Genomic DNA, 24,479 nt, shown 5'->3' with positions numbered 1-24,479 from the left:
TGGCGACCGCAGGCATGGCTGAATTCGACATTGCCATTATCGGGGCAGGTATGGCCGGCGCGAGCCTCGCTGCCGAATGTGCCGACCAAGCAAAGGTACTGCTGCTCGAGGCCGAGGACGTGCCGGGTTATCATACCACGGGGCGTTCGGCTGCGTTCTGGGAAGAATGTTATGGTGGCCCGCAAATCGTGCCGCTCACTCTGGCATCAGGAGCATTCTTGCGGGAGCACGGGTTTCTCAGCCCGCGCGGTGCGTTGTATGTCGCGCGGCGGACCAGTCTCGGTGCCCTCGATGCATTCATGCGGCGTTTCGCAGACACCGGCGCGACCATAGAGAGGATCGGTCAGGAACGGTTGGCAGCGATGGTGCCAGGTCTGAGGGAAGACTGGGTCGGAGCGGTGTGGGAGCCGCTTTGTAGCGATATCGACGTGGCCGGTTTGCATCAGCATTATCTTGGTCAGGCCCGGCGACGAGGGGTCTCGCTGAAATGCCGGGCGCGGATTGCTTCGGTTCTGCGCGAGGAGGGGCATTGGCGGATGCGCGCCGAAGATGGCCGGGACTGGACGGCTACCACGCTCGTCAATGCGGCCGGAGCATGGGCCGATACGCTGGCCGGCATGGCAGGTGCGCAGCCAATAGGCATTCAACCCATGCTCCGCACGGTAGCCCAACTAGTGACCGAGCCTGCGCCGAAGGCCGACCAGCCGCTGGTGCTCGACATTGAAGGGCAGTTCTATTTCAAGCCCGAAGCAGGCAAGCTCTGGCTCAGCCCTCATGATGAAGTGCCCAGCCCGCCATGCGATGCTGCACCGGAGGAACTGGCGGTTGCCGAGGCTATCGACCGGTTTCAGAACGTCGTCGACTGGCAGGTGCGTAAAGTAGAACGCAAATGGGCTGGCCTACGCAGCTTCGCTCCCGACCGCTTGCCCGTCTACGGGTGGGACCCGCGCACGGATGGGTTCTTCTGGTTCGCCGGGCAAGGCGGTTTTGGCATACAGACCGCTCCGGCAGCTGCTCGGCTTGGAGCCCAGATATTGCTTGGTCTTCCGCCTGACGACGTAACCCGAGATGTGGATCAGGCCCTTTATACACCGGACCGGTTCCGCTAGCCTCGGTCAAGAGGTCGCGTCCTTGGGGGGATGCATGGTCCAACCATCAATGAGAGGATTGAAATGGCTCACAAGTTCGAAATCTGGAAAGACAAGAAGGGCGAATTTCGGGTTCGCTTCAAATACAATTCCGAGGTGATGTTTTCCACCGAGGGCTATTCGAGCAAGGCCAGCGCCAAGAACGCGATCGAATCCTTCAAGAAGAACGGACCGGGTGCTGATATCGAAGACAACAGCTAATCATCGCCCAGGACAGGGCAGGCTGTTCAGCTTGCCAAGAGGTCGGCCGCATCGCTCGCGAGGCGGTCGACCCTCTCATTTTCAGTGTGACCGTCGTGGCCCCTGACCCAGCGCCACGTCACGCGATGGCGCTGTTCGGCTTCGATAAGTTCATGCCATAGGTCGTCATTGCGGACCGGTTTCTTGCTGGCATTGACCCAGCCGCGCTTCTTCCAGCCGTGAACCCACTTCGTAATGCCGTCGACGACGTATTTGCTGTCGGAGTATAAAGTCACCTCGCACGGCTCGATCAGCGCGTTCAGACCTTCGATAGCGGCTCGCAGTTCCATGCGGTTGTTGGTTGTATCCGGTTCGTTGCCGGACAATTCTTTCTCGTGGCGGCCCATTCGCAAGAGGACGCCCCAACCCCCGGGGCCAGGATTGCCCTTGCAAGCGCCATCCGTGAAAATCTCTACATGCCTCATGAAATCGTGCGCATACCGTCGAATGCGGTTCAGGCGAAGGCCTGATCGCCCATATTGGCGTAGAAGTCCCACTTTCGGACGAAATCCATCGGGTCCTTGCGTCGCACATGAGCATCTACCGGGGTTTCGATCCAGTCCTCGGCCCGGCTGGCGACGAATCGCAGGCAGGCACCCTGTGCCAGGATAGGCAAGGCTGCCCGTTCGGGGGACGAAAGCGGGCGAACACTTTCGTATCCTTCGACCAGTGACGAACCGATCTCGGGATCGAATTGCGCACCCGGCCGGGTAAAGCTCCAAGCCGCGTGGGTGACCGCCAAATCGTAGGCCATGGAATCGGTGCAGGCAAAGTAGAAATCTATCAGCCCGCTTACCTTGTCGCCCAACATCAACACGTTATCGGGAAAGAGATCGCTGTGAATGATAGTCGTCGGCAGGTCGTAAGGCCAATTTTCCGCCAGCTTGCGGCCGCGTGCGAATACATTCGGCAATGCCGGATCGATCCCCGCCAGTGCGCCTGTTCCGCACATTTCGAGCGTGGCGAGGTTCGCCGACACACCAAGCCGATTGGGACGTTCCTGCGGGAAGGTGCGAGCTGCCAAATGCATTTTGGCCAAGGCTGCGCCCACTGCGCGCGCCTGCGCCGTGGTCGGCGTGTCGATTGAAACGCCGGGCAAAAATTCGATCAGCGCCACCGCCTTGCCGTCGAGCATTCGCCACGAACGGCCCGCGCTGTCATGGATCGTGCGTGGCACCGGGGCGCCAGCAGCTGAAAGATGATCGAGCAGGTCGAGAAAGAACGGCAGGTCGGCGAGCGCAATGCGCCGCTCGTACATGGTCAGGATGAAGCGCGCAGGCCCATTGCCGGTTCCGCTGGTTTCGACCATCCAGTTCGAGTTGGAAACACCCTCTGCGATCCCCTTGGCGGACACCAGCGCGCCGACATCGTATTGTCCGATCAACGCAGCCATCTGCTCGGCGGGAAGGTGGGTATAGACCGCCATACCGGGCCGGTCAGTCCATCAGCTGGCGCGGCAATTTGAAGACCATGTTTTCCTCGGCCGCCGCGATCGTGGATTCCTCCACATCGCGCCAGAGCGATAACCGGTCGACCACTTCGCGGACCAATTGTTCCGGGGCCGAGGCACCTGCGGTAAGTCCGATGGTCTCGACCCCTTCGAGCCATTCCTTCTGGATTTCGCTGGCGCGCTGGATCAGTTTCGCGTTGGTGCCGAGCCGCTGTGCGGCTTCGACGAGGCGTACTGAATTGGAGGAATTGGGGGCGCCGATGACCAGCACCAGGTCTGCGTCCGGGGCGATCCGTTTAACTGCGGCTTGCCGATTGGAAGTCGCGTAGCAGATATCCTCGGCCTTGGGACCCTGGATGTGCGGAAACTTCTTGTCCAGCGCGGCGATGATGTCAGCCGTATCGTCCACCGAAAGCGTGGTCTGGGTAAGATAGGCGAGTTCGTCTTCGGGCCCGAAGGGAAGGGTTGCGACATCGTCGACAGTCTCGACAAGTGTCATCTGGCCCGGTTCGACTTGACCCATCGTGCCGATCACCTCTGGATGGCCAGCATGGCCCACGAAGATGATATGACGGCTCTTCTCGATCTGGCGTTCGGCCTGGCGATGGACCTTGCTCACCAGAGGACAGGTAGCATCGACATACAGGAGCTTGCGGCTTTCGGCCTCGGCCGGGACGGATTTTGGCACGCCATGTGCGCTGAACACGACCGGCACGCCGTCGGGCACCTCGTCCAGTTCTTCAACGAAAACCGCACCCTTGTCGCGTAACGAATCGACAACATACTTGTTGTGGACGATCTCATGCCGGACGTAGACCGGCGCGCCATATTTCTCGATCGCCTTCTCGACGATTTCAATTGCTCGGTCGACGCCGGCGCAGAAGCCGCGCGGAGCGGCGATAAGCAGCCGCAGGCCGGGCATTTCAGACTGGCTTTCACCAGGCGATGGAAAGGGCGCGTTCATGGACCGCCCTCTAGCGCTTTCCTGCCTTGCCCGCTAGGGCACGCGTGATCGCATGTTCGAAGGATATTCAATGACCCCCAATCTCCGTTTGCTTATCCCTGTCGCAGCCCTGGTCGTGCTCGCAGGTTGTCGGAACGAAGGCGATCTCGTCGTCTCCGAAGGCGTCGGGGTGACGGCCGTGCGTAGCGCCTGCCCGTCGGTGGGCGTGCCCGACTATACCGGCGATATCACGACCTTCCGCTCGCCCGATTCGCGCACTGTCGGCGATCTCGACGTGTCTGCCGCCATCACCAACGTACGCTCGACCTGCGACGAGGCAGGTGCCGGCGACCGGATTTACAGCAATGTCACTTTCGACGTGCTGGCCAGCCGCGCCGATACGCGCGGCGCTCGGACCGTTCAGTTGCCCTATTTCGCAACCGTATTGCGCGGTGGCTCCGCCGTTGTCAGCAAGCGGATTGGCACCGTTAGCGTCGCCTTCGCCGATGGCCAGGCCCGGGCCAGCGCCAGCGGCCAGGCTGGCGCCTTCATCGATCGCGCCGAGGCGACGCTGCCAGCCGACGTACGTGAACGGATCACCCGCAAGCGCAAGCCCGGGGACCAAGACGCGGCGCTCGACCCGTTGGCCGATCCGCAGGTGCGCGCTGCGCTCCAGCGCGCGACCTTCGAACTTCTGGTCGGCTTCCAGTTGAGCGAGGATCAACTGGCCTACAACGCCACCCGCTGATGGCCGCTTCATAACGGCTTTGCTCTTGGGGGCCATTGGGGCTAACCGCGCCGGCGTGCCCCAACGCAACCAGGCCTGAAACCGATATGTCCGAAACCAAGAATCTCCACGCTGCCTTTGCTGCGAAGATAGATGCCGTCCTGAACGCGCTTGAGGCCGAAGCCGTGCTTCCCGCCGGTGTCGATCGCGGCAATGTCGCGGTCGAGCCGCCACGCGATCCCTCGCATGGCGACCTGGCCACGAATGCTGCGATGGTGCTGGCGAAGAAAGCTGCCACCAATCCGCGCGCGTTGGCGGAAAAGCTTGTCGAGCATCTGCAACGCGATCCTGACATCACAGCGGCGGAGATTGCCGGACCAGGTTTCATCAATCTGCGATTGGCCGATCACGCCTGGCTGGAAGAGCTGCGTGCCATCACCTCGCTTGGCGACGATTATGGCCGATCCGTGCAAGGCGACGGCCGGCGGGTGAATATCGAGTATGTTTCGGCCAACCCGACCGGTCCGATGCACATGGGGCACTGCCGCGGGGCGGTGGTCGGCGACGCGTTGGCAAGCTTGCTCGAATTTTCCGGCCATAAAGTAACCCGAGAATATTACGTCAACGATGCCGGGGGTCAGGTCGACACACTCGCCCGTTCGGCGCACCTTCGTTATCGCGAGGCCCTGGGCGAGGATATCGGGACCATCCCCGAAGGGCTGTATCCGGGCGAATATCTGGTCCCGGTCGGCCAGCATCTGGCCCGCGAACATGGCGACAGGTTTGTTGGCTCATCCGAAGACGAGTGGCTGCCGATATTCCGTGCCGAAGCGGTCGAGCAGATGATGGAAATGATCCGCTCGGACCTCGCACAACTAGGCATCCGGCATGATGTTTTCGCCTCCGAGGCTGCGTTGCATTCCGCCGGAAAACCCGCCGACGCTGAGGTCTGGCTGCGCGAGCAGGACCTGGTTTACGACGGCGTTCTCGAACAGCCCAAGGGCAAGGTGGTCGAAGACTGGGAGCCGGTCGAGCTGCCGCTGTTCCGCTCCACCAAGTTTGGCGACGACCAGGACCGGCCGATCCGCAAATCCGACGGCAAATGGACCTATTTCGGCGCCGACCTCGCCTATCACATGCAGAAGGCCGAAGCGGCTGATGCGCTGATCGATATCTGGGGTGCCGATCATGCCGGGACGGTCAAGCGGATCAAGGCTGCTGTTGCAGCGCTGAGCGAGGGGCAGGGCAAGCCGATCCCATTCGACATCAAGATCGTGCAAATGGTCCAGCTGATGCGTGCCGGCGAGCCGGTCAAGATGTCCAAGCGTTCGGGAAATTTCGTAACCATTGCCGACATGGTCGACGAAGTGGGCAAGGACGTTGTGCGGTTCACCATGCTGACCCGTAAACCCGAAGCGCAGATGGATTTCGATTTCGCCAAGGTTGTTGAGGCGTCCAAGGATAATCCGGTATTCTACGTGCAATATGCCCATGCTCGGATATGCTCGACCATGCGCAAGGCGCAGGCTGAAGGGCTCGCCCCTTCTGTCGACGCGCTCGAGCGGCTGGGCGAAGACGAGCGGACACTGGTCAAGCAGGCGGCGCAATTCCCGCGCATTGTTGAGGCTGCGGCTGGCGCGCGCGAACCGCACCGAATCGCGTTTTTCCTTTACGATCTCGCCAGCGCCTTCCACTCCTTCTACAATCTCGGCAATGATGACCCGGCAAAACGGGTCATCCTGGCACAGGATCCCGAGCTTTCGGCGGCGAGGCTTTTCCTCTTTGCTGCAATCGGGCAAGTGATACGTAATGGTCTGGGCCTGCTCGGGGTCGAGGCTGTGGAGGAGATGTAGCATGACGGGGCTTGGCGACAGGGACGACGATCCACGCGACGAGGCGCAGGATCTCGAAACGACGGAAGACGCGTACGAGCAAGATGAAACCGCGGTCGAAGAATTGGACCTCGACGACGATGAGCCTTTGCCATGGCTCGAATCCTCCGATTACGAGGAAGATGAAGGCGTCGACACGGGGCGGATCGTGGGATTCGTCATCCTCGCCCTTCTCGCACTTGGCTTGCTGATCGGACTGTTCTGGTTCTTCACCAGCCGCGGCCCGGATCCCGAACTGGCCGCTGATGGCAGCACGATTGCAGCCGACGACGGCCCTTACAAGGAACGTCCCGACGAACCCGGCGGCAAGGAGTTTGCCGGAACCGGCGATGTTGCACCCGCGGTTGGCGAAGGCCAGACCCGCGAAGGACGGATCGCCGACGGAGCGGAGCAGGCTCCGCCGACCAAGGCACCCACTACCGCTAAGCCGAGCGTCGATGCGCCCAGCACCTCGTCTTCTTCGGGCCCGTCTGCGGCCCCGGGCACGGTGGTGCAGGTTTCGGCGATAGCCGACCGTTCGCGTGCCGATGAAAAATGGCGCGAACTCACGCGTCGAAGCGATGCCTTGAGCGGTTTCAAATACCGCGTCGAGGAAGCGCGGATCGATAACGGAACGGTTTATCGCCTGCAGGCGCTGGCCGGGGACAAGGCGGCGGCCAGGCAATTGTGCGCCGCGCTCAAGGCCGACGGGGTCGATTGTATCGTCAAATAGGCTGAATCCCGGCTTTCGTCGGGGTTGCACCTATCCACAAAGCTCAGCCCCCCGGCCCTTGCGGCGGGGGGGCTTTCTTGCGAGTCTCAACCTCTTATGACGCCCGCCATCTTCGGCACGACCGGCCTGACACTGACCGGGGACGAACGCGCCTTTTTCCGCGACGCCGATCCGGCGGGCTACATCCTTTTTGGCCGCAATATCGAAAGCCGCGCGCAGGTCCGTGCGTTGACCGACGAATTGCGTGAACTGCAAGGGCGCGACGACCTTTTTATCTGTATCGATCAGGAAGGCGGCCGGGTCGCGCGGATGCGTCCGCCTGAATGGCTGGCCTATCCGGCCGGCGCTGTGTTCGACAGATTGTATCAGCTGGCGCCGGCCACTGCGATAGAAGCTGCGCGAGTCAATGCACAGGCACTGGCGCTGGACCTCTACGAAGTGGGGATCAGTGTCGATTGTCACCCGCCGCTCGATGTGCGGCAGCCGGGTGCGCATGATGTGATTGGCGATCGAGCCTTTGGCAGCGAACCGATGCAGGTGGCAGCGATCGGGCGTGCCGTGCTCGATGGCCTTGGCAGGGGCGGGGTGCTGGGGTGTATCAAGCACATGCCCGGTCATGGCCGTACCACCTGCGATAGCCACAAGGACCTTCCCACGGTCCATGCAAGCGAAGAACAGCTTGAGACCGATCTTGCCCCTTTCCGGGCGCTGGCCGATACTCCGGTGGGCATGACCGGGCACCTGCTATTTCCGGTATGGGACGCGGACAATCCGGCGACACTTTCGTCCACGATCATTTCGGAGATCATCCGCGAGCGGATTGGCTTCGATGGCCTGTTGCTGACCGACGATATCGACATGGAAGCACTCAGCGGTTCAATCCCGGAGCGGAGTGAGCGCGCCATAGCGGCCGGATGCGATGTCGTGCTCAATTGCTGGGCCAAGATGGACGATATGCAGGGGATTGCGCAGAAGTGCGGGACGATGCGTGCAGACAGTGTCCTCCGTCTTGAACGAGCTCTTGCGGCCCGGCAGGCTCCGGAACAGGATGAAAAGGCCGAATTGCTGGCGAAGCGGGATGCACTTCTCAGGGTCGAGGGGACACCGGCATGACCGACGAGTCGCTCATCGTCTCCAGCGAAATCGGCGACGGCGATAGCGGGGACTGGGCCGGTATCGCAGCACCCGGTAGCAAGGACGAAGGGGCGCTCTACCTCGCCATCGACGGCTGGGAAGGGCCTCTCGACCTGCTGCTCGACCTGGCGCGGCGGCAGAAAGTCGACCTGCGGCAGATTTCGATCCTCGCGCTGGTCGACCAGTATCTCGACTATATCGAGCGGGCCGGTGCGCTGAAGCTGGAATTGGCCGCCGACTACCTGGTGATGGCGGCATGGCTAGCCTTTCTCAAATCATCGCTGCTGTTGCCCAAGGAAGAGCAGGAGGATCCCAGCCCCGAAGAGCTCGCCCTCAGGTTGCAACTGCGGTTGCAGCGGCTGGGCGCAATGCGCGAATCCGCTGCCCGGCTGATGGCGCGCGACCGGATCGGGCGCGACGTCTTCCTGCGCGGGGCGCCGGAGGGACTGCGGATCGACCGCAAGACCCAGTGGCAGGCCGAATGGTACGATATAGTCCAGGCCTACGGCCAGGTGAAGGCGCGCACTGCTCCGGTCGTACACATGGTTGCAGATCGTCTGGTCATGACCCTCGACAGCGCGCTCGACCGGGTATCCTCGATGCTCGGGGTTACGCTGGACTGGATGGCTCTTGAGGACTTCCTGCCGCCCCATGCCGATCCGCAACTGCGCCGAAGCGCCAAGGCGTCGAGCTTTGTCGCCGCCCTTGAACTGGCGCGGATGGGCAAGGCCGAGCTGCACCAGGACGAGGCGTTCGGCCTGTTGCGCTTACGGCGGGTGCAAACATGACCGCCCCCGATGAAATGCAGCGCGCTATCGAGGCTACACTTTTTGCCTCCGAAGAGCCGATGAGCGTGGAATCTCTGGCTACCCACCTCGGTGATGCTGAAGTAGGCGACGTGCGCGAAGCCTTGCGGGCATTGGCGGAAAACTATGATGGTCGTGGCATCGAATTGGTCGAGCGAGCCAGGAAATGGCATTTCCAGACCGCGCCCGACCTCGCACATCTTTTGCGGCGCGAACGCGAACAGGTGCGAAAACTTAGTCGCGCTGCGACCGAAGTCCTCGCGATCATCGCTTATCACGAGCCGGTCAGCAGGGCTGAAATCGAATCAATCCGCGGGGTGCAGACTGCCAAGGGAACGCTCGATGTGCTAATGGAGGCAGGCTGGGTCCGAGCCGCCGGCCGCCGCGAGGTACCAGGTCGCCCAGTGATCTACACCACGACCCCCGATTTTCTCGCACACTTCGGCCTGTCCAGCCGCAAGGACTTGCCCGGACTTGATGAATTGAAGGCCGCGGGCCTGCTCGATCCGGTCGACGAGGCATTCGATGCCTTGACCGGAGAAGATGGCGACGGGATTCAGGATGATCCGGAGGAAGATCCTGCCGAGGATGAGGATTTTTCGTCCCTCGTAACCGACGCAGGCGAGGAAGATGCCAGCGGCCAAGCCTGACTGGCGCTTGCCGTCGGCAGTCCCTATATTCGATGCAACCAGCTATTGAGGAAGAGGTCCCATGGGACAGATTGGCATTTGGCAGATTCTTATCGTCGCGGTTGTGATTCTCGTCCTGTTCGGGCGCGGACGCATTTCCGACATGATGGGTGATTTCGGCAAGGGCGTCTCAAGCTTCAAGAAAGGTCTCAAGGAAGACGAAGAGCCGGCCAAGCCTTCGGCCGAGATCGAGCCGCCCAAGGCGCAGGCTCCGGCCGCTTCCGAAACCAAACCGACCGACAAGCAGGTTTAGGCGCAGGCGTAGCACGCCGTCATGTTTGATATCGGCGCCTTCGAATTGCTGGTGGTCGCGGTTGTCGCGATTCTTGTCATTGGTCCGAAGGACCTGCCGCTTGCACTGCGCACGGCAGGACGTTGGATCGGCAAGATCCGGCGTGTCTCCAGCCATTTTCGAACCGGCCTCGACGCCATGGTGCGTGAGGCGGAGATGGAAGACCTCGACCGGAAATGGCGTGAGCGGAACGAGGCGATCATGGCAGCGCATCCCGCGGAAGAGCAGATGGAACCGCTGCCACAAGCTGCGCCCAAGGAAGGCGATACAGCGTTGTCGGCGGCAGAGGCGAGGCTGGCCCACGCGCGATCCGAAGTCGACACCGGTACGAATGAGAGGAATACGGCTGAGACGCGCGACACGCTCGAGCCCCCGTCGGACAAGAAGGACTGATTGGGCTCGATGGCTATCAAGGATATCGACGAGACGCAGGCCCCCTTGCTCGATCATCTGATCGAGTTGCGAGGCCGAATGCTAAGATCCGTGCTCGCGCTCGCCGTCGCGTTCGCAGTATGCTTTTATTTCGCCGATGAAATTCTTGGCTTCCTTGTAAGGCCACTTACCGACGCCTTCCCGAAGGGGGAGGGGCGGCTGATCTTCACCCAGCTATACGAGGTGTTCTTCGTCGAGCTGAAGGTGGCCCTGTTCGCAGCCTTTTTCGTCAGCTTTCCGGTCATCGCCAACCAGATGTGGGCGTTTATTGCACCGGGTCTCTATGCACGCGAGAAAAAGGCCTTCCTGCCCTTCCTCATCGCCACACCGATCCTGTTCACGCTTGGTGGAGCTCTGGCCTATTTCGTGGTCATGCCAACGGCGTTCCGCTGGTTTCTCGGCTTTGAAGGGACGGTCGGCGGTCTCAATGTCGAGGCGCTACCGAGCGCAGGCAATTACTTGGGTCTGGCAATGCAGTTTATCCTCGCATTCGGGATCAGCTTCCTGCTGCCGGTATTGCTGCTCTTGCTCAACGCGGCGGGGATTGTCAGCCGGGCGCAGTTCGTCAAGGCGCGTAGATATGTCATTGTCGGCGTCGTGGCAGTCGCTGCCATCGTGACTCCACCTGATCCCGGCTCGCAGCTGATCCTGGCCGGCCCGCTCTATCTACTGTTCGAGGCATCGCTGGTGCTGATGTGGCTGACCGAGCGCAAGCGCCGCCGGGCTGCCGAGAGTGAAGCTGGCCAGGACGAGAAAGAAGCAACGGTTCCCTGAACACCGATGGCCAGTCGGTCTACCGCAGGCGTCCTGCGCAAACGGCGGGTCGCCTTTGGAGAGCGCCTATCCGCGCTTGCCTAGGCACCCAACCGCGAAACCAGGCGTCTCATCTTCTCAGCACACAAAAAAAGCGGGGCTCGAGGGCCCCGCTTTCGAAATTCTGTTGTCAGCAGCTGTTAGGCGCTGATCGGGGTATCGTCGCTGCCAGCAGCAATGATGATGCCGCCGATGATAGCAGCGAGAGCGAAGATGCCGAGCACGACAGCGCCCGAACCACCACCAGCTTCGCTAGTACCTTCAACCGGAGCCGAAACGCGCGAGAATTCGCCTTCAGCAACTGCCGGTGCGGCAGCGAGAGTAACGGCAGCCAGAGCAGCCAAAGCACCACGGATTTTCATTATTTGCCCTCCTTGAGGAAGATTCTGTGTTTCAGTTCAATTCGCGTCTTAGGCGACGGTTCCAGCGAGCGCAACCCGAAAAAGGCGATAATTTCAGTGTTATCGGGATAAAAAAAGCTCACTCTGGGAAAGGGCGATCAATCGAACCATCCCCCCAAACCCCTTTTGATTCAGGGGCTAACCGGATCGTCGTCGTCAGCGACAAGCACGATGATGCCGCCAATCAGCGCAGCAACTCCGAGGATGATGAACAGATCGCTCTGCCCTTCAAGCTCGCTGCTGGCCGTGACAGGCGCAGATGCCCGATAGGTCTCTGCAGCCACAGGAGCTGCGGCAAGGCCGAGAGCGGCGGCGGTGAGGGCAATATTTCGCAGTTGCATGGAAATCGATCTCCGGTTTCAACGAGGCGCGTAAAGGTGAACATCAGGCATTGTCGCGACAATGTAAATTTCAGGTTAAAATCCGCTCTGCTGATAACACGCAGGGTTCGCGCCTTTATTTGCCATCGGCGGCAAAAACCCGCTCGCCTCCGATCCAGGTTTCGAGGACCCGGGCCGAGCGCAAGCCCTCCGGACTAGCCAGCATCGGGTCGCGGTCTAGCACCACGAAATCGGCTCTTTCGCCGATTACCAAGCGGCCGAAGCGACCATCGGCGAAGCCGGCATAGGCAGCATCGGCGCTAAAGCCGGCAAGCCCTTCTTCTCGCGTCACGCGTTCCTGTGGCAACCAGCCGCCGAACGGCTGTCCCTGAGCGTCTTCGCGGGTGAAAGCCGTGGCCCATCCGGCGAAAGGATCGGGCGATTCAACCGGGGCATCGGACCCGAGGGCGAGCCGGGCACCGGCCTCCTCAATACTTCTCCAGGCATAGGCACCGTCGAGCCGGTCCGGGCCCAGCCGCGCTTGCGCCATCAGGCGATCGGAAGTCTGGTGGATCGGCTGCATCGAGGCGATAATGCCATATTTGCCGAACCGGCCGAGATCTGCCGGATCGACCACCTGCGCGTGTTCGATCCGCCAGCGCCGGTCGCCTTCATAAGTAGCGGCCAATTCCTCGATCGCTGACAGCACTTCATCATTCGCCGCATCCCCGATAGCGTGCACGGCGATCTGGAAATTATCCATCGCCGCGCGGCTCATCATGTTGCGCAATTGGTCGGGGCGCAGGATCGGCAAGCCGGTATTACCAGCATCATCGCTGTAGGGCCGCTTGAGCCAGGCACCGCGCGATCCCAGCGCACCGTCCAGATAGAGCTTCACGCCGTTGAGGCGCAGCTTGTCATCATACAGCCATGGCGTCGGGCCCGGGCCGGCAATCTTTTCCATCGCCTCGACCCCGGCGGCATAGGCCATGATTCGCAATTTCAGCGAGCCGCGGTCACCGGCGCGGCGGAAGGCCTGCCAGTCGTCGAGACTGGTGCCCATATCGGCAGCGGCGGTGATACCCATGGAAAGCAATTTGTCCTGCGCTTTCTGCAAGGCCAGGTCGCGCTCGCGTGGGCGCGGTTCGGGAACGATATTGTAAATGAGCGGGCTGGCAGCATCGACGAATACGCCCGAAGGATTACGCGTTCCTGCAACCCGCTCGATCCGACCGCCAGCCGGATCGCGTGTTTGCGCGGTGACGCCGGCGAGTTCCATCGCCTTGCTGTTGACCCATGTCGCATGGCCGTCGACACGCTCGAGAACGACCGGACGATCAGCCACGACCGTATCGAGCTCGGCGGCGGTCGGAAACCGCCCCAGCCCCCACAATTCCTGATTCCAGCCACGCCCGATGATCCATTGTCCGCCCGGATTGGCAGCGGCGAACTCTGCAATCTTCGCTTGCGCCTCGGCCAGCGAGCGCGTTTCCGAAAGGTCGAGTGTCAGCGCACCAAAACCTACCCCCATGACGTGCAGATGGGCATCGATCAGGCCGGGGATGACGGTGCGGCCCTTGCCATCGACCGCGTATTCCGCCGGCGGCAATTTTGCCTTCCGGTCGAGAATCTGCAGGATACGCCCCTCGTCGCTGATCAGCATCGCGGCGAAGCGATCGATCTCGCGCTGTTCGTTGATACGAATGCCATCGACATTGAAGATGAGCGTGTCGGCGGCCGCCGGGGCGGCGATGACGGCCAGACCAATGGCCGCAAGGATGGTTCGCAGTTTCATGTATCTTTCTTCCCTTGGGGCAGGCGGCGGATGAGGGCGCTGGTATCCTGCCGCGCGCCGCCCATCGCCTGTATCTCGCAGTAGAACTGATCGACCAGAGCCGTGATCGGCGCGCTGAGGCCGAGGCCGCGTGCCTCCTCCAGCGCATAACCAAGGTCTTTGCGCATCCAGTCGATGGCGAAGCCAAAGTCGAATTCACCGGCGGCCATTGTGTCCCAGCGATTGTCCATTTGCCAACTCTGCGCTGCGCCGCCGGATATCGCCTCACGGACCGCGTCCAGGTCGAGCCCCGAGGCTTGGGCCAGACGGATTGCCTCGGACAGCCCTGCGAGCGTTCCGGCGATACACATCTGGTTGGTCATCTTGGTGGTTTGCCCCGCACCCGCAGGGCCAACATGGACAATCCGCGCGGCAAACGCCTGCATCACGGCACGTGCACGTTCAACAGCAGCCTCGCTGCCACCGCACATCACGGCAAGAGCACCCGTTTCGGCCCCGGCCTGACCGCCCGAAACCGGCGCGTCGACTGCTGCTACGCCGCGCTTGGATGCCTCGCCATCGATGCGGCGAGCCATGGTAGCGCTGACGGTGGTGTGGTCGATCAGCAGCGCGCCTTCGGCCATTGCAGGCAGGGCGCCATCGGGGCCGAGGAGAACCTGTTCGAGATCCGCATCATTGCCGACGCAGGTCAGCACCGCGTCCTTGTCCGCTGCCGCCTCGGCGGGAGTGGCCGCAGTCGCGACCCCCAGCCCCTCGTCCGAAAGGTTGGCCGCCCAGCTTTCGGCGCGCGAGCCTGTGCGATTGTAGCCCGTCACCGCATAGCCGGCGCGGGCAAGGTGCCCCGCCATTGGCCCGCCCATCACGCCAAGGCCGATGAATGCGATGGTCTTGATTTCGTTCATGCGGCTGCGGGGTAGTGGCAATGTTTGCCCGTGCCAACATTCTTTCGATTTGCACCTTGGTCTCTTCGCCCGTAGGGCGCGGACCATGAGCAGGAACGACCCTACGGAATCCGTCAGCCAAGAGCTGTCTCTGACAATCGACGATGTCCGCGCGGCGGCCAAGCGGATTGAAGGCGCGGTCGTGCGCACGCCGACCTTGCATTCCAAGACGCTGTCGGAAATCGCCGGCGCGGAAATCTGGTTGAAGTTCGAAAACCTGCAATTCACTGCGGCTTACAAGGAGCGCGGCGCGCTCAATGCGCTGTTGCAGCTGACTGACGAGCAGCGCACGCGCGGCGTCATCGCGGCTTCTGCCGGTAACCATTCGCAAGGGTTGAGCTATCACGGGACGCGACTTGGCGTTCCGGTCACTATCGTCATGCCGAGCTCCACCCCGACGGTGAAGGTCATGCAGACCGAAGCTGTCGGCGGACAGGTCGAGCTGTTCGGCGAAACATTTGACGAGGCCTATGCCCATGCGCGACAGCTCGAAAAGGAGCGTGGCCTGACCTTTGTCCACCCGTTTGACGATCCGCATGTCGCAGCCGGCGCCGGCACCGTGGCGCTGGAGATGTTCGAGGATGCGCCCGATCTCGATTGCATCGTCACTCCGATCGGCGGCGGCGGGCTGATGAGTGGCATGTCGACCGTGGCCCGCGCCTTGCGCCCGGACATGAAGATCGTCGGCGTGCAGGCAGAGCTCTTCCCGTCCATGTATGCCAAGGTCAAGGGGCTGGACCGGACCTGTGGCGGAGACACGCTCGCGGAAGGCATCGCGGTCAAGGCGCCGGGCGAGTTCACCTCGAAGATTATCGCCAAGCAGGTCGATGAAATTCTGCTGGTGGGCGAGCCAGCCCTGGAAAACGCGGTTTCGCTGCTGCTGCAGATCGAGAAAACCGTAGTCGAGGGTGCTGGGGCCGCTGGACTGGCGGCAGTTTTATCCAATCGCGAGGCGTTCGCCGGACACAAGATCGGCCTGGTGCTGTGCGGGGGGAATATCGATTCACGCCTGTTGGCCAATGTGCTGCTGCGCGATCTGGCCCGGGCCGGCCGGTTGGCGCGGCTGCGGATCACGCTGAAGGATCGGCCTGGCGCGCTCTATAGCGTGATGGGCGAATTTGCTGCCCACAATGTCAACATCATCGAAATCTATCACCAGCGCATATTTACCAACCTGCCGGCCAAGGGATTGATTACCGATATCGAGTGCGAGGCGCGGGACTCGAAGCAGCTGGAGGCATTGGTTTCGGCACTGCGGGACAAGGGATACGAGGTCCAGCCCGTCGAACTGGCCAAGTAAGGGACGGGTCGCGGCAGCAACCTTTCAGAAATTGTGTAAAATAATCAATAGTTAACCGTGTTATATGGTTAAGGGTCTTTTACCGGCCCCTTCGCTCGGGCATAGTTCCTTCATCGCATTGCTTCGAAACACTGCCTGACAGGAGCTTAAGCAGAGCCGTGACGGCACCCGTTCGCTTCCCCCGCTTTTTCGTAACGAGCCCCGCGCCGTGCCCATATCTGCCGGGTAAGACCGAACGAAAGGTCTTTACCGAGCTCAAGGGCCCACATGCCGACCAGCTTAACGAAGCACTCGGACGGATTGGTTTCCGCCGCAGTCAGACGGTTGCCTACCGACCGAGCTGTATCGATTGCCAGGCCTGCGTTTCGGTTCGTGTGGTGGCAGGTGAATTTGCACCTTCCAACTCGCAGAAGCGGACGCTCAAACGCAACAGCGACCTCGTGCGTACCGAATGCCGTCCCTGGGCGACGTCCGAGCAGTTCGACTTGCTGCGCGCCTACCTCGCCACTCGCCACCCCGAAGGGGGAATGGCTGCGATGGAAGAGATGGATTTCGCCGACATGGTCGAGCACACGCCGGTGAGCACGACGGTGATCGAATATCGCGAGCCGACCGAGGACGGGTCACCAGGCAAGCTGGTCGGTGCCTGCCTGTCCGATCGTCAAGGTGACGGGCTGTCGATGATCTACAGCTTTTTCGATCCCGAGCATGAAGGCCGCAGCGGACTGGGCAATTACATCATCCTCGACCACATCCGGTTCGCAGCCGAGGAAAACCTGCCGTTCGTCTATCTCGGCTATTGGGTCCAGGGGTCTGGACGGATGAACTACAAGATCCGCTATCGTCCGATCGAGCAATTGACCAACCGCGGCTGGGAGCGGATGTCGGCACAGCAGCAGGACCGACTGGTTCGTGGCGCGACCGAGAAGCGCGATGATGTCGCCCCTTCCAAGATGGAACGAGCCGACCGATTCAGCACCGCCGGTTGAGCAACCTGAGCCTCGTCGTCCTGAGTGGCGCGCGCTAACAGGCGCGCTGATCACGCATTTAACCTTCGCTTTTGTCCTGCACTGGCGGCGTCACCAGCAGGGAGTCGATCGTCAGTACGACACCATTCTGCGCTTCGCCGTCGCTATCCGAAAGTTTAGCCGGCGGCCCGCCGTTCGAATGGGTGGCTGTCAGCGTCTCGCCGTCGAGTGAGAACTCGATCATCCCAGTGCCCACTGTATTCATCGTCACCGGACCACCGTTCGCCTCGATGGCATCAACTATCGAAGCACGGTCGAGATGACCCGGCAGGATATGTTCACGCAGCATTGCTGCGAGCACGGGAGTGGGCAGGTCTTCGCTGGTGTTCACTCCGGAGAAAGCCGAGTCCTGCGGGGCCAGGATGGTATAACTGGCCCCCGGTGAATCGAACAAAGTGGCGAGGCCGGTGGTTTCGAAGGCCTTGTTCAAGATCCCCAGATCATCGCCATTGGCGAGAACCGAAGAGACCCGGGCTTCGACCCTCGCTTCGTCATCCGTCACATCGCCTGCGCCGTCGCTACATGCGCCAAGACCTGCAGCCGCCATCGCCAGCGGAGCGATTATTGTCAGTTTCATAGGTGCTTTCCTTCAGCTCAAGGCCAGTTCGATTGCAGCGGCGACTATCCGTGTTTCGGGGTCGAGCCGATACACGTAGCCATCGGAATAGCGGTAAGAGCCTTCCGGCCCATCGCGATACTGGTCACGATATTGCAGCGGTACATTGTACACGCCGTAGCCGGCGGGTGCGGGCTGACCGACGACAAACTCGTCCCCGGTCAGGAGCGCGACAATTGAGGTGATCGCCGATGTCCGCGGGTCGACCCGATAGATCGCATCATTGGCATAGCGATAGCCGTCCGGCTCTAGGTCAAAATACCGTTGGTAATAGGGCCGCAGTTCGACCGGTTGGTAATAGCTGGGCCACTGGTTGCCAATGTTGAGCGCTCCGCCAAGCAAAGGGAGCAGGGAGGCAATTGCTCCATTCTGGCCCAGTCGAATGAGAGCGCCATCATCGTAGTAGAAACGGGCATCCCCGTAGTCGCGATAGCCGAACCAAGACGGGTTGTAGGCAGCTTGTTTCTTGGCGAGCCCCGGAGGACGACAGCCATTGTATTTTTTGGCGAGCCCTGGAGGGCATCCCTCGATCAAACCGGCGCGGCGGTCGTAATCCCGGAAGAAACCGCGATCGTCGCCGCGGTCGACATAGTCCACGACTCGGCGATCCTTTTGGTCGCGTTTGCTCTCGCTGCCGGAATTCTTGTTCTTGCCATCGGTCCAGCGTGCCGGGCCGACTTTCTTGATCCTGTCGGGATTTCCGTCTGCCTTGCGCTGGTCCAGCTTTGGCGCGGCTTTGTCGCCGCGTTCCGCCTTGGCGCTTTGGCCCGGCTTGGCGCTGTCTTTTTTCGCACCATTGCCGTGATCTGCCTTCGATGCCTTGTGCGACATGGCAGCAGGGCTCTTGTCCTTACCGTTGCCTTTTTCATCATTCTTGCCGGGCTGGGCAACAGCGCCGGAGGCGACAAGCGCGACTGCGGCGGAAAACGTCAGAAAAATACGCATATCTCGTTCCTTTGCCGTGACAACGACCCGTATCAACGTTGGTTTCTTCGGTTGGTCGCGTTTGTGCGTTTATTAAGCTGGAACTCAGGCGTGCGCAGAACTGGCATGCAAAAAGGGCCGCCCGGTTTCCCGGGCGGCCCATTGGTTTTTGCGAGCCAGACCTTGTGTCAGCTGCTGTAGTACATGTCGAATTCGACCGGGCTGGGGGTCGTCTCGACGCGGACGACCTCTTCCCATTTGAGTTCGCAGTATGATTCGATCTGGTCTTTCGAGAAGACGTCACCGGCCAGCAGGAACTCATGGTCCTCCTCGAGCGCCTCGAGCGCTTCGCGCAAAGAACCACACACGGTCGGCACTTCGGCCAATTCTGCCGGGGGGAGGTCATACAGGTTCTTGTCCATGGCTTCGCCCGGATGGATCTTGTTCTGGATCCCGTCCAGACCTGCCATCAGCAGAGCTGCATAGGCTAGGTAGGGGTTGGCCATGGCATCGGGGAACCGGAACTCGACCCGCTTGGCCTTGTCTCCCGCGCCGTAAGGAATCCGGCACGAAGCCGAACGGTTGCGCGCCGAATAGGCAAGCAGAACCGGCGCCTCGAAGCCCGGCACCAGCCGCTTGTAGCTGTTGGTGGTCGGGTTGGTGAAGGCGTTGAGGGCCTTGGCGTGCTTGATGACGCCGCCGATGTAATAGAGGCAGCTTTCCGACAGCCCGGCATAGCCATTGCCGGCGAAGGTCGGCTTGTCGCCATCCCAGATCGACATGTGGGTGTGCATGCCGGAACCGTTATCGTCCTTGATCGGCTTGGGCATGAAGGTCGCGGTCTTGCCATAGGCATGGGCGACCTGGTGGACGACATACTTGTAGATCTGCATTTCGTCGGCGGTCTTCACCAGCGTCGAGAATGTCAGGCCAAGCTCGTGCTGGGCAGCGGCGACTTCATGATGGTGCTTGTCGCAGGCAAGGCCCATCTCGAGCATGGTCGATACCATTTCCCCACGGATGTCGACGGCGCTGTCGACCGGAGCGACCGGGAAGTAGCCACCCTTGGCGCGTGGACGGTGAGCCATGTTGCCGCCTTCGTATTCCTTGCCCGCATTGGTCGGCAGCTCGATATCGTCGAGGGCAAAGCCCGATGCGGCATAGCCGTCCTCGAAGCGGACGTCGTCAAACATGAAGAACTCGGCTTCGGGCCCGACGTAGATTGTGTCGCCGATACCCGTGGTCTTGAGATAGGATTCCGCGCGCTTGGCCGTGCTGCGCGGATCGCGCGAATACAGTTCGCCCGTGCCCGGTTCGACAATGTCGCAGAACATGATCATCATCGGAGTCGCGCTGAACGGGTCCATATAGACCCGCTCAAGGTCGGGCTTCAGGATCATGTCGGACTCGTTGATGACCTTCCAGCCCGCGATCGACGATCCGTCAAACATCAGCCCGTCTTCCAGTTCGTCCTCACCCATGACACTGGCGACCATGGTGAGGTGCTGCCACTTGCCCTTGGGGTCAGTGAACCGCAGGTCGACCCATTCGACCTCGTTGTCCTTGATCTGCTTAATGACGTCTTTGGCGCTGGACATTGGGTATTTCCTTGCTTGATTGAATTCAGATGGCGTCTTCGTTGGTTTCACCCGTGCGGATGCGCAGCGCGCTCTCGATCGAGGAAACGAAAATTTTGCCGTCGCCGATGCGACCAGTCTGCGCGGCGGCTGCAATGGCCTCGACCACGCGCTCGGCAATGCCGTCGGCCACCACGACTTCGAGCTTCACCTTGGGCAGGAAATCAACGACATATTCGGCGCCGCGATAGAGTTCTGTGTGGCCCTTCTGCCGTCCGAAGCCCTTGGCCTCGGTCACGGTAATGCCGGACACGCCCACTTCGTGCAGCGCCTCCTTCACTTCGTCGAGCTTGAACGGCTTGATGATCGCTTCGATCTTTTTCACCGCGTCCTGTCCCCTTGCATGAGCTACCGACTCGGACGCGCGATAGTTGTTCCGAAAGCGACGAGCGGCAGGCTATTGATCAACCACCCGCGCACAATCCAAGAATCGTGCCAGAATCATGCCCGGGTGGGCGCGAAGTCCAATGCCTAGGGCAATCGGTGTCGACGCGAAAGAGTGCAGCAGAGGCGCCCGACCTCAAGTGCTCAAACAACAGGCTGGTCTGCCTGTTTTATAGGCATTGGAGTTCAGGAAAGTTTCAGGCCGGTGGTTTCTTCGAGGCCAGCCATGAGATTGAGGTTCTGCACCGCTGCGCCGCTCGCGCCTTTCCCCAGATTGTCGAGCCTGGCGACCAGCCGTGCCTGCGTATCGTCTTCCGACGCAAAGACCATGAGCTCCATGTCGTCATGCGGGTGTTCGTGCGCGCGCAAGACAAGCTCGCCGAGCCGATCATCGCTGACGTTGATCACGTCGCTGCCAGTGTAGAAATCCCGCAGGCAATCGCGCAACGCGTCGGCTGAAGGCGTTCCGGGAATTGCTTCCAAGGTGAGCGGCACCTCAAGATGCATCCCGCGAAAAGCCGGGATCACCGCTGGTGCGAACAACGGAGCAACGGTTAGACCTGCGTGCCGCTGCATCTCCGCCAGATGCTTGTGACCGAAGCCGAGGCCATAGGCGCGAAAGGCCAGGTCGGTTTCCTCTTGCTCGAAGCGTGCGATCAGTGCCTTGCCGCCGCCCGAATATCCCGACACGGCATTGACGCTGAACGGCCAATCCGACGGCAGCAACCCTGCACGAATGAGTGGCGCTACCAAAGCAAGGAAGCCAGTAGGGTAGCAACCAGGATTGCTCACCAAGCGCGCCTGTGCCACCTCGTTTCGTCCTGTTAGTTCGGGCAGTCCATAGGTCCACCCATCGGCGACGCGGTGCGCGCTGGAGGCATCGATGATCCGCGTCCCGCTCGTTCCATCGATCATGGCGACAGCGTCGACAGCGGCATCGTCGGGGAGGCACAGAATGGCAAAATCGGCAGCGTTGAGCGCCTCGCGCCGGGCAGCGGCGTCCTTGCGCTTCGCGTCGTCGAGCACAATCAGCTCGAACTCGACGCGATCGGCCAGCCGGTCGCGAATTTCCAGACCGGTCGTCCCCACGGCGCCGTCAATGAAGACGGTTTGCGTCATCAGATGTCGAGCGCCTCGCGCTTGATGTAGCCAGTCGGCCCATCCGGGCCCAGGCAGCCCCAGACCCAGCTGCTGGTGATGTCGAGCATCTCCAGCGTGTCGCCAGTTGCAAGCTCGTGAAGCACCTCGGCACCATTGTCTTCGGTCAGCAGCAGAGACACCGGGCCTGAGGCAATTTTGATCGGGCGCGGCACGACGTAATGCGGCACGAGATAGCGGTCCGCGAGCGCAATATGGGCGACATCGCCGCGAATGGGCAGGGTGCCCGGACGCGGCCTGTCAACCGGGCCGGTCAGCCCCAATTGCCTGTTCGGAACGGGATAGGCGGCGTTTTCGCTCACAGTCCTTGGTCGTGCCCTGCTGTTATTGTCGCAATTTTCGCGCTTATACGGCGCGCTGGCGGCTCGCAAGTCGGCGGCCCTAATTGTTCGGGTAGCGTTTCTGCAACATCCGCCAGCTGGCCCGCAAGCCGTAAGCGTCGCCGCCCTTGGGTCGCCCTGGCTTGGGGAAGGGGCGCCAGGCGAAGGTGTCGAAGTGGGCCCAGTCGAGGCCTTCGCCAACGAACCGATCGAGGAAGAGCCCGGCAACGCTTGCCCCGGCATAGGCGTTGCCATGGGCATTACCCATGTCGGCAATGTCGGACTTGAGCCATTCGGCATAGGCATCGGGAAGCGGCAGGCGCCACGGCTCGTCGTCGCAGGATTTGCCGGCGGCAATCAGCGCATCTGCGGTTTCGTCGCGACGCGACATCAAGGCCGGGTAATCCGGACCCAGCGCCACGCGTGCTGCTCCGGTCAGAGTAGCAAAATCGATTATCAGGTCAGGATCTTCCTCGCTTGCCCGTGTCAGCGCATCGCCCAGGATCAGGCGACCTTCGGCGTCGGTATTGCCGATCTCCACCGTCAGGCCCTTGCGCGATTTGAGCACATCGCCAGGGCGAAAGGCGTTGCTCGAAATGGCGTTCTCCACTGCCGGGACCAGCAGGTGGAGACGGACCGGCAAATTGTCGCCCATGACAAGACCGGCCAGCGCGATGGCGTGAGCAGCCCCTCCCATGTCCTTCTTCATCAATTGCATGCCGGTGGCCGATTTTACGTCTAGCCCGCCGCTGTCAAAACACACCCCCTTGCCGACGATTGTCAGCACTGGATCGCTATTCTTGCCGCCCTTGCGCGACCAGGTCAGGTGCAACATGCGCGGGGCATGGTGGCGCGCAGCGGCCCGGCCAACGGCGTGAACCATCGGATATTCGCGCTCCAGCGTCTCACCCTTGGTAACGCTGAGCTTGGCGCCGTGCTCTTTCGCCAGCGCCTCGCATTCGGCTTCGATCGCTTCGGGCCCCATGTCTTCTGCCGGCGTATCGACCATGCGGCGCACCAGATTGACCGCCCTGGCTTCGGCAATGGCTGGTTCGATGGCCTTGACGTCCTTGGTCAGAAGCACCCGCGGGCCAGTCGCGTTGTCGTCTTTCTTGTAGAGGGTGAAGCGGTATTGGGCAGTCTGCCAGCCATGCATGGCGGGGCCGGGCTCGCGTCCTTCAAGGCGGTAGGTCCCTTCGGGCAGGCTTTCGGCAAGCTTGGCCATGCACCAGCTGGACAATTCCTCGGGATCGGCCACTCCGCCGACGGCGAACCAGCTGTCCCCGTCGGGGACTATTCCCACCTGGAAGCCGCTCCCGCTGAATTTCTGCGCAGCCAAAGCTGCGCGCTGTCCAGCGCTCAATCTTTTGCTCCAATCCGCGAAGCCGGCTTCATTGACGAGATGGATGGCAAAGGCATCCTGATCCTGATCGGGCTTGATAAGCTTGCTTTTGGTCATCGTTTGTCCATTTGGATTGGCGTAGGGCACTGCTAATGGGAAGCGCGCCTAGAGGAGTCAAACGCGATGCGGCGGTTCAGCCTTGTAGTGACAGCGGTGACGCTGCTTGCTGCGTGTTCAGTATCGGACGATCCGGAAGAAGTCGGGGATGAAGCCGACGCTGCAGCGCTGAGCGATGCCGGTGAGGCAGGTGCAGGAGACGGGCAGGCTGAGCAGTCCGACGTGTCTGCGGTTGCTGTCGAGGAGAATTCCGACCTCTATTCCTTCGACTACGCCTATCCCGAACCTGCCGCGGCGATCCCCGAACTGCGCGAGCATCTCGACGAGGAGATGAAAGCGGCGCGCGACAGGCTGATCCGATCGGCTCGGATGGGCAGGGCGGAAGCGCGCGAAAACGGCTTTCCTTATAACGCCTTTGCCGAGGGCACCGAATGGAAGGTCGTCGCCGATACCCCGCGGTTCCTCAGCCTGTCGGCAAGCCAATACAGCTACACCGGGGGGGCTCATCCCAATTATGGTTCAAGCTCGCTGATCTGGGACCGCGAGACAGACCGGCTGCTGCAACCGCTCGATCTTTTCACCTCGCCGACTGCGCTGACCAATGCCATCGAGGGTCGCTATTGCGAGGCCCTGGACGCGGAGCGAGTGAAACGGCGGGGCGAGGAATTGGACGCGGTGGATAACCCGTTCGATGCCTGTCCCGCAGTCAAGAAGCTGACTGTTCTACTCGGGTCGAGCAGTGGCAAGCGGTTCGATCGCATCGGGCTGATCGCCGACCCTTACGTTGTCGGGCCTTATGCCGAGGGCGCGTATGAAATCACTCTGCCGGTGACATCTGCAGTGCTGGCAGCGGTCCGACCGGCCTATCGGGACGCGTTTGCTGCCCGGTAATCGACGGCTCGCAATTTCGCGATCGCA

At 61.4% G+C, this 24,479-nt stretch carries 28 protein-coding genes; 14 read left to right on the top strand and 14 right to left on the bottom strand.

Features of this window, described 5'->3' with window-relative positions; all coding sequences use genetic code 11:
• Positions 1 to 14: 14 nt before the first annotated feature.
• Positions 15 to 1,109: an NAD(P)/FAD-dependent oxidoreductase gene (locus ACXYL9_RS12110; protein ID WP_459039745.1), complete on the top strand. Its 1,095-nt coding sequence runs from the start codon at positions 15 to 17 to the stop codon at positions 1,107 to 1,109.
• Between the two features lie 63 nt (positions 1,110 to 1,172).
• Complete coding sequence (locus tag ACXYL9_RS12105; protein WP_459039744.1) at positions 1,173 to 1,349, top strand: YegP family protein; 177 nt, start codon at positions 1,173 to 1,175, stop codon at positions 1,347 to 1,349.
• Between the two features lie 26 nt (positions 1,350 to 1,375).
• On the opposite strand, the gene rnhA is transcribed toward ACXYL9_RS12105, so the two are convergent.
• The 3 genes from rnhA to ispH are packed head-to-tail and all read right to left on the bottom strand — an operon-like array spanning position 1,376 to position 3,802.
• Positions 1,376 to 1,813 (bottom strand): ribonuclease HI, encoded by a 438-nt coding sequence (gene rnhA / locus ACXYL9_RS12100; protein WP_459039743.1) that lies wholly within the window; start codon positions 1,811 to 1,813, stop codon positions 1,376 to 1,378.
• Positions 1,814 to 1,842: 29 nt separating this feature from the next.
• Positions 1,843 to 2,814, bottom strand: a complete 972-nt coding sequence (thrB, locus tag ACXYL9_RS12095) for a homoserine kinase (RefSeq protein ID WP_459039742.1) — start codon at positions 2,812 to 2,814, stop codon at positions 1,843 to 1,845.
• A 10-nt stretch (positions 2,815 to 2,824) separates the two neighbouring features.
• Positions 2,825 to 3,802, bottom strand: coding sequence for a 4-hydroxy-3-methylbut-2-enyl diphosphate reductase (gene ispH, locus ACXYL9_RS12090; RefSeq protein ID WP_459039741.1), 978 nt, complete (start codon positions 3,800 to 3,802; stop codon positions 2,825 to 2,827).
• A 70-nt stretch (positions 3,803 to 3,872) separates the two neighbouring features.
• On the opposite strand from ispH, the gene ACXYL9_RS12085 reads away from it, so the two are divergent.
• The 9 genes from ACXYL9_RS12085 (at position 3,873) to tatC (ending at position 11,239) form a co-directional block, all read left to right on the top strand.
• Positions 3,873 to 4,529 (top strand): hypothetical protein, encoded by a 657-nt coding sequence (locus ACXYL9_RS12085; protein WP_459039740.1) that lies wholly within the window; start codon positions 3,873 to 3,875, stop codon positions 4,527 to 4,529.
• Positions 4,530 to 4,615: 86 nt separating this feature from the next.
• Complete coding sequence (gene argS / locus ACXYL9_RS12080) at positions 4,616 to 6,361, top strand: arginine--tRNA ligase (RefSeq protein WP_459039739.1); 1,746 nt, start codon at positions 4,616 to 4,618, stop codon at positions 6,359 to 6,361.
• A gap of 1 nt (position 6,362) precedes the next feature.
• Positions 6,363 to 7,112: an SPOR domain-containing protein gene (locus ACXYL9_RS12075; RefSeq protein WP_459039738.1), complete on the top strand. Its 750-nt coding sequence runs from the start codon at positions 6,363 to 6,365 to the stop codon at positions 7,110 to 7,112.
• Positions 7,113 to 7,208: 96 nt separating this feature from the next.
• Positions 7,209 to 8,225: a beta-N-acetylhexosaminidase gene (nagZ, locus tag ACXYL9_RS12070; RefSeq protein WP_459039737.1), complete on the top strand. Its 1,017-nt coding sequence runs from the start codon at positions 7,209 to 7,211 to the stop codon at positions 8,223 to 8,225.
• Complete coding sequence (locus ACXYL9_RS12065; protein WP_459039736.1) at positions 8,222 to 9,034, top strand: segregation and condensation protein A; 813 nt, start codon at positions 8,222 to 8,224, stop codon at positions 9,032 to 9,034. Before nagZ ends, ACXYL9_RS12065 begins: the two co-directional genes overlap by 4 nt.
• The gene (scpB, locus tag ACXYL9_RS12060) at positions 9,031 to 9,702 is read left to right on the top strand and encodes an SMC-Scp complex subunit ScpB (RefSeq protein WP_459039735.1); all 672 of its coding nucleotides are present in this window, start codon (positions 9,031 to 9,033) and stop codon (positions 9,700 to 9,702) included. The genes ACXYL9_RS12065 and scpB overlap by 4 nt, the downstream gene beginning before the upstream one ends.
• A 61-nt stretch (positions 9,703 to 9,763) precedes the next feature.
• On the top strand, positions 9,764 to 9,994 hold the full coding sequence (gene tatA / locus ACXYL9_RS12055) for a twin-arginine translocase TatA/TatE family subunit (protein WP_459039734.1): 231 nt from the start codon (positions 9,764 to 9,766) through the stop codon (positions 9,992 to 9,994).
• 21 nt (positions 9,995 to 10,015) lie between these two features.
• Complete coding sequence (gene tatB / locus ACXYL9_RS12050) at positions 10,016 to 10,426, top strand: Sec-independent protein translocase protein TatB (RefSeq protein ID WP_459039733.1); 411 nt, start codon at positions 10,016 to 10,018, stop codon at positions 10,424 to 10,426.
• A gap of 9 nt (positions 10,427 to 10,435) precedes the next feature.
• A complete protein-coding gene (tatC, locus tag ACXYL9_RS12045) occupies positions 10,436 to 11,239 on the top strand; it encodes a twin-arginine translocase subunit TatC (protein ID WP_459039732.1) in 804 nt (267 codons plus the stop codon).
• Positions 11,240 to 11,418: 179 nt separating this feature from the next.
• Here tatC and ACXYL9_RS12040 read toward each other — a convergent pair whose 3' ends face one another.
• From ACXYL9_RS12040 to ACXYL9_RS12025, 4 genes are all read right to left on the bottom strand, one after another.
• Positions 11,419 to 11,640: a hypothetical protein gene (locus ACXYL9_RS12040; protein WP_459039731.1), complete on the bottom strand. Its 222-nt coding sequence runs from the start codon at positions 11,638 to 11,640 to the stop codon at positions 11,419 to 11,421.
• Between the two features lie 170 nt (positions 11,641 to 11,810).
• Positions 11,811 to 12,020, bottom strand: a complete 210-nt coding sequence (locus ACXYL9_RS12035; protein WP_459039730.1) for a hypothetical protein — start codon at positions 12,018 to 12,020, stop codon at positions 11,811 to 11,813.
• Between the two features lie 115 nt (positions 12,021 to 12,135).
• Complete coding sequence (locus ACXYL9_RS12030; protein WP_459039729.1) at positions 12,136 to 13,794, bottom strand: amidohydrolase; 1,659 nt, start codon at positions 13,792 to 13,794, stop codon at positions 12,136 to 12,138.
• Positions 13,791 to 14,696, bottom strand: coding sequence for an NAD(P)-dependent oxidoreductase (locus ACXYL9_RS12025; protein WP_459039728.1), 906 nt, complete (start codon positions 14,694 to 14,696; stop codon positions 13,791 to 13,793). Before ACXYL9_RS12025 ends, ACXYL9_RS12030 begins: the two co-directional genes overlap by 4 nt.
• A gap of 85 nt (positions 14,697 to 14,781) precedes the next feature.
• On the opposite strand from ACXYL9_RS12025, the gene ACXYL9_RS12020 reads away from it, so the two are divergent.
• Together ACXYL9_RS12020 and ACXYL9_RS12015 are read left to right on the top strand one after the other, a co-directional pair.
• A complete protein-coding gene (locus ACXYL9_RS12020; protein WP_459039727.1) occupies positions 14,782 to 16,035 on the top strand; it encodes a threonine ammonia-lyase in 1,254 nt (417 codons plus the stop codon).
• 158 nt (positions 16,036 to 16,193) lie between these two features.
• Entirely contained in the window at positions 16,194 to 17,024 is an 831-nt protein-coding gene (locus ACXYL9_RS12015; protein WP_459039726.1) for an arginyltransferase, read from the top strand.
• A gap of 58 nt (positions 17,025 to 17,082) precedes the next feature.
• Here ACXYL9_RS12015 and ACXYL9_RS12010 read toward each other — a convergent pair whose 3' ends face one another.
• The 7 genes from ACXYL9_RS12010 to ACXYL9_RS11980 form a co-directional block, all read right to left on the bottom strand.
• A complete protein-coding gene (locus ACXYL9_RS12010) occupies positions 17,083 to 17,640 on the bottom strand; it encodes a fasciclin domain-containing protein (protein ID WP_459039725.1) in 558 nt (185 codons plus the stop codon).
• A 12-nt stretch (positions 17,641 to 17,652) separates the two neighbouring features.
• On the bottom strand, positions 17,653 to 18,624 hold the full coding sequence (locus ACXYL9_RS12005; RefSeq protein WP_459039724.1) for a hypothetical protein: 972 nt from the start codon (positions 18,622 to 18,624) through the stop codon (positions 17,653 to 17,655).
• 167 nt (positions 18,625 to 18,791) lie between these two features.
• A complete protein-coding gene (gene glnA, locus ACXYL9_RS12000; RefSeq protein WP_459039723.1) occupies positions 18,792 to 20,201 on the bottom strand; it encodes a type I glutamate--ammonia ligase in 1,410 nt (469 codons plus the stop codon).
• Positions 20,202 to 20,226: 25 nt separating this feature from the next.
• Positions 20,227 to 20,565 carry a P-II family nitrogen regulator gene (locus tag ACXYL9_RS11995; protein WP_459039722.1) on the bottom strand — a complete coding sequence of 113 codons (339 nt, stop codon included), beginning with the start codon at positions 20,563 to 20,565 and terminating at the stop codon, positions 20,227 to 20,229.
• Positions 20,566 to 20,810: 245 nt separating this feature from the next.
• Positions 20,811 to 21,743: an N-acetyl-gamma-glutamyl-phosphate reductase gene (gene argC / locus ACXYL9_RS11990; RefSeq protein ID WP_459039721.1), complete on the bottom strand. Its 933-nt coding sequence runs from the start codon at positions 21,741 to 21,743 to the stop codon at positions 20,811 to 20,813.
• Positions 21,743 to 22,084, bottom strand: a complete 342-nt coding sequence (locus ACXYL9_RS11985) for a hypothetical protein (protein ID WP_459039720.1) — start codon at positions 22,082 to 22,084, stop codon at positions 21,743 to 21,745. The genes argC and ACXYL9_RS11985 overlap by 1 nt, the downstream gene beginning before the upstream one ends.
• A 79-nt stretch (positions 22,085 to 22,163) precedes the next feature.
• Positions 22,164 to 23,561 carry a leucyl aminopeptidase family protein gene (locus ACXYL9_RS11980; protein ID WP_459039719.1) on the bottom strand — a complete coding sequence of 466 codons (1,398 nt, stop codon included), beginning with the start codon at positions 23,559 to 23,561 and terminating at the stop codon, positions 22,164 to 22,166.
• A gap of 66 nt (positions 23,562 to 23,627) precedes the next feature.
• On the opposite strand from ACXYL9_RS11980, the gene ACXYL9_RS11975 reads away from it, so the two are divergent.
• Entirely contained in the window at positions 23,628 to 24,452 is an 825-nt protein-coding gene (locus ACXYL9_RS11975) for a DUF4163 domain-containing protein (protein ID WP_459039718.1), read from the top strand.
• Positions 24,453 to 24,479: the final 27 nt, after the last annotated feature.

It is taken from the genome of Qipengyuania sp. CAU 1752 (assembly GCF_054482615.1).
This window is presented reverse-complemented; position numbering and strand designations above follow the sequence as displayed.

Excerpts from the sequence above, each read along its gene's own strand:
- ACXYL9_RS12005 (WP_459039724.1), bottom strand. The coding sequence starts at position 18,624 with ATGCGTATTTTTCTGACGTTTTCCGCCGCAGTCGCGCTTGTCGCCTCC.
- ACXYL9_RS12040 (WP_459039731.1), bottom strand. The coding sequence starts at position 11,640 with ATGAAAATCCGTGGTGCTTTGGCTGCTCTGGCTGCCGTTACTCTCGCT.
- tatC (WP_459039732.1), top strand. The coding sequence starts at position 10,436 with ATGGCTATCAAGGATATCGACGAGACGCAGGCCCCCTTGCTCGATCAT.
- tatA (WP_459039734.1), top strand. The coding sequence starts at position 9,764 with ATGGGACAGATTGGCATTTGGCAGATTCTTATCGTCGCGGTTGTGATT.
- ACXYL9_RS12110 (WP_459039745.1), top strand. The coding sequence starts at position 15 with ATGGCTGAATTCGACATTGCCATTATCGGGGCAGGTATGGCCGGCGCG.
- nagZ (WP_459039737.1), top strand. The coding sequence starts at position 7,209 with ATGACGCCCGCCATCTTCGGCACGACCGGCCTGACACTGACCGGGGAC.
- glnA (WP_459039723.1), bottom strand. The coding sequence starts at position 20,201 with ATGTCCAGCGCCAAAGACGTCATTAAGCAGATCAAGGACAACGAGGTC.
- ACXYL9_RS12020 (WP_459039727.1), top strand. The coding sequence starts at position 14,782 with ATGAGCAGGAACGACCCTACGGAATCCGTCAGCCAAGAGCTGTCTCTG.
- argS (WP_459039739.1), top strand. The coding sequence starts at position 4,616 with ATGTCCGAAACCAAGAATCTCCACGCTGCCTTTGCTGCGAAGATAGAT.
- argC (WP_459039721.1), bottom strand. The coding sequence starts at position 21,743 with ATGACGCAAACCGTCTTCATTGACGGCGCCGTGGGGACGACCGGTCTG.
- tatB (WP_459039733.1), top strand. The coding sequence starts at position 10,016 with ATGTTTGATATCGGCGCCTTCGAATTGCTGGTGGTCGCGGTTGTCGCG.
- ACXYL9_RS11980 (WP_459039719.1), bottom strand. The coding sequence starts at position 23,561 with ATGACCAAAAGCAAGCTTATCAAGCCCGATCAGGATCAGGATGCCTTT.
- ACXYL9_RS12010 (WP_459039725.1), bottom strand. The coding sequence starts at position 17,640 with ATGAAACTGACAATAATCGCTCCGCTGGCGATGGCGGCTGCAGGTCTT.
- ACXYL9_RS12105 (WP_459039744.1), top strand. The coding sequence starts at position 1,173 with ATGGCTCACAAGTTCGAAATCTGGAAAGACAAGAAGGGCGAATTTCGG.
- ispH (WP_459039741.1), bottom strand. The coding sequence starts at position 3,802 with ATGAACGCGCCCTTTCCATCGCCTGGTGAAAGCCAGTCTGAAATGCCC.
- ACXYL9_RS12085 (WP_459039740.1), top strand. The coding sequence starts at position 3,873 with ATGACCCCCAATCTCCGTTTGCTTATCCCTGTCGCAGCCCTGGTCGTG.
- scpB (WP_459039735.1), top strand. The coding sequence starts at position 9,031 with ATGACCGCCCCCGATGAAATGCAGCGCGCTATCGAGGCTACACTTTTT.
- ACXYL9_RS12065 (WP_459039736.1), top strand. The coding sequence starts at position 8,222 with ATGACCGACGAGTCGCTCATCGTCTCCAGCGAAATCGGCGACGGCGAT.
- ACXYL9_RS12075 (WP_459039738.1), top strand. The coding sequence starts at position 6,363 with ATGACGGGGCTTGGCGACAGGGACGACGATCCACGCGACGAGGCGCAG.
- thrB (WP_459039742.1), bottom strand. The coding sequence starts at position 2,814 with ATGGCGGTCTATACCCACCTTCCCGCCGAGCAGATGGCTGCGTTGATC.
- ACXYL9_RS12025 (WP_459039728.1), bottom strand. The coding sequence starts at position 14,696 with ATGAACGAAATCAAGACCATCGCATTCATCGGCCTTGGCGTGATGGGC.
- ACXYL9_RS12030 (WP_459039729.1), bottom strand. The coding sequence starts at position 13,794 with ATGAAACTGCGAACCATCCTTGCGGCCATTGGTCTGGCCGTCATCGCC.
- rnhA (WP_459039743.1), bottom strand. The coding sequence starts at position 1,813 with ATGAGGCATGTAGAGATTTTCACGGATGGCGCTTGCAAGGGCAATCCT.
- ACXYL9_RS11975 (WP_459039718.1), top strand. The coding sequence starts at position 23,628 with ATGCGGCGGTTCAGCCTTGTAGTGACAGCGGTGACGCTGCTTGCTGCG.
- ACXYL9_RS12035 (WP_459039730.1), bottom strand. The coding sequence starts at position 12,020 with ATGCAACTGCGAAATATTGCCCTCACCGCCGCCGCTCTCGGCCTTGCC.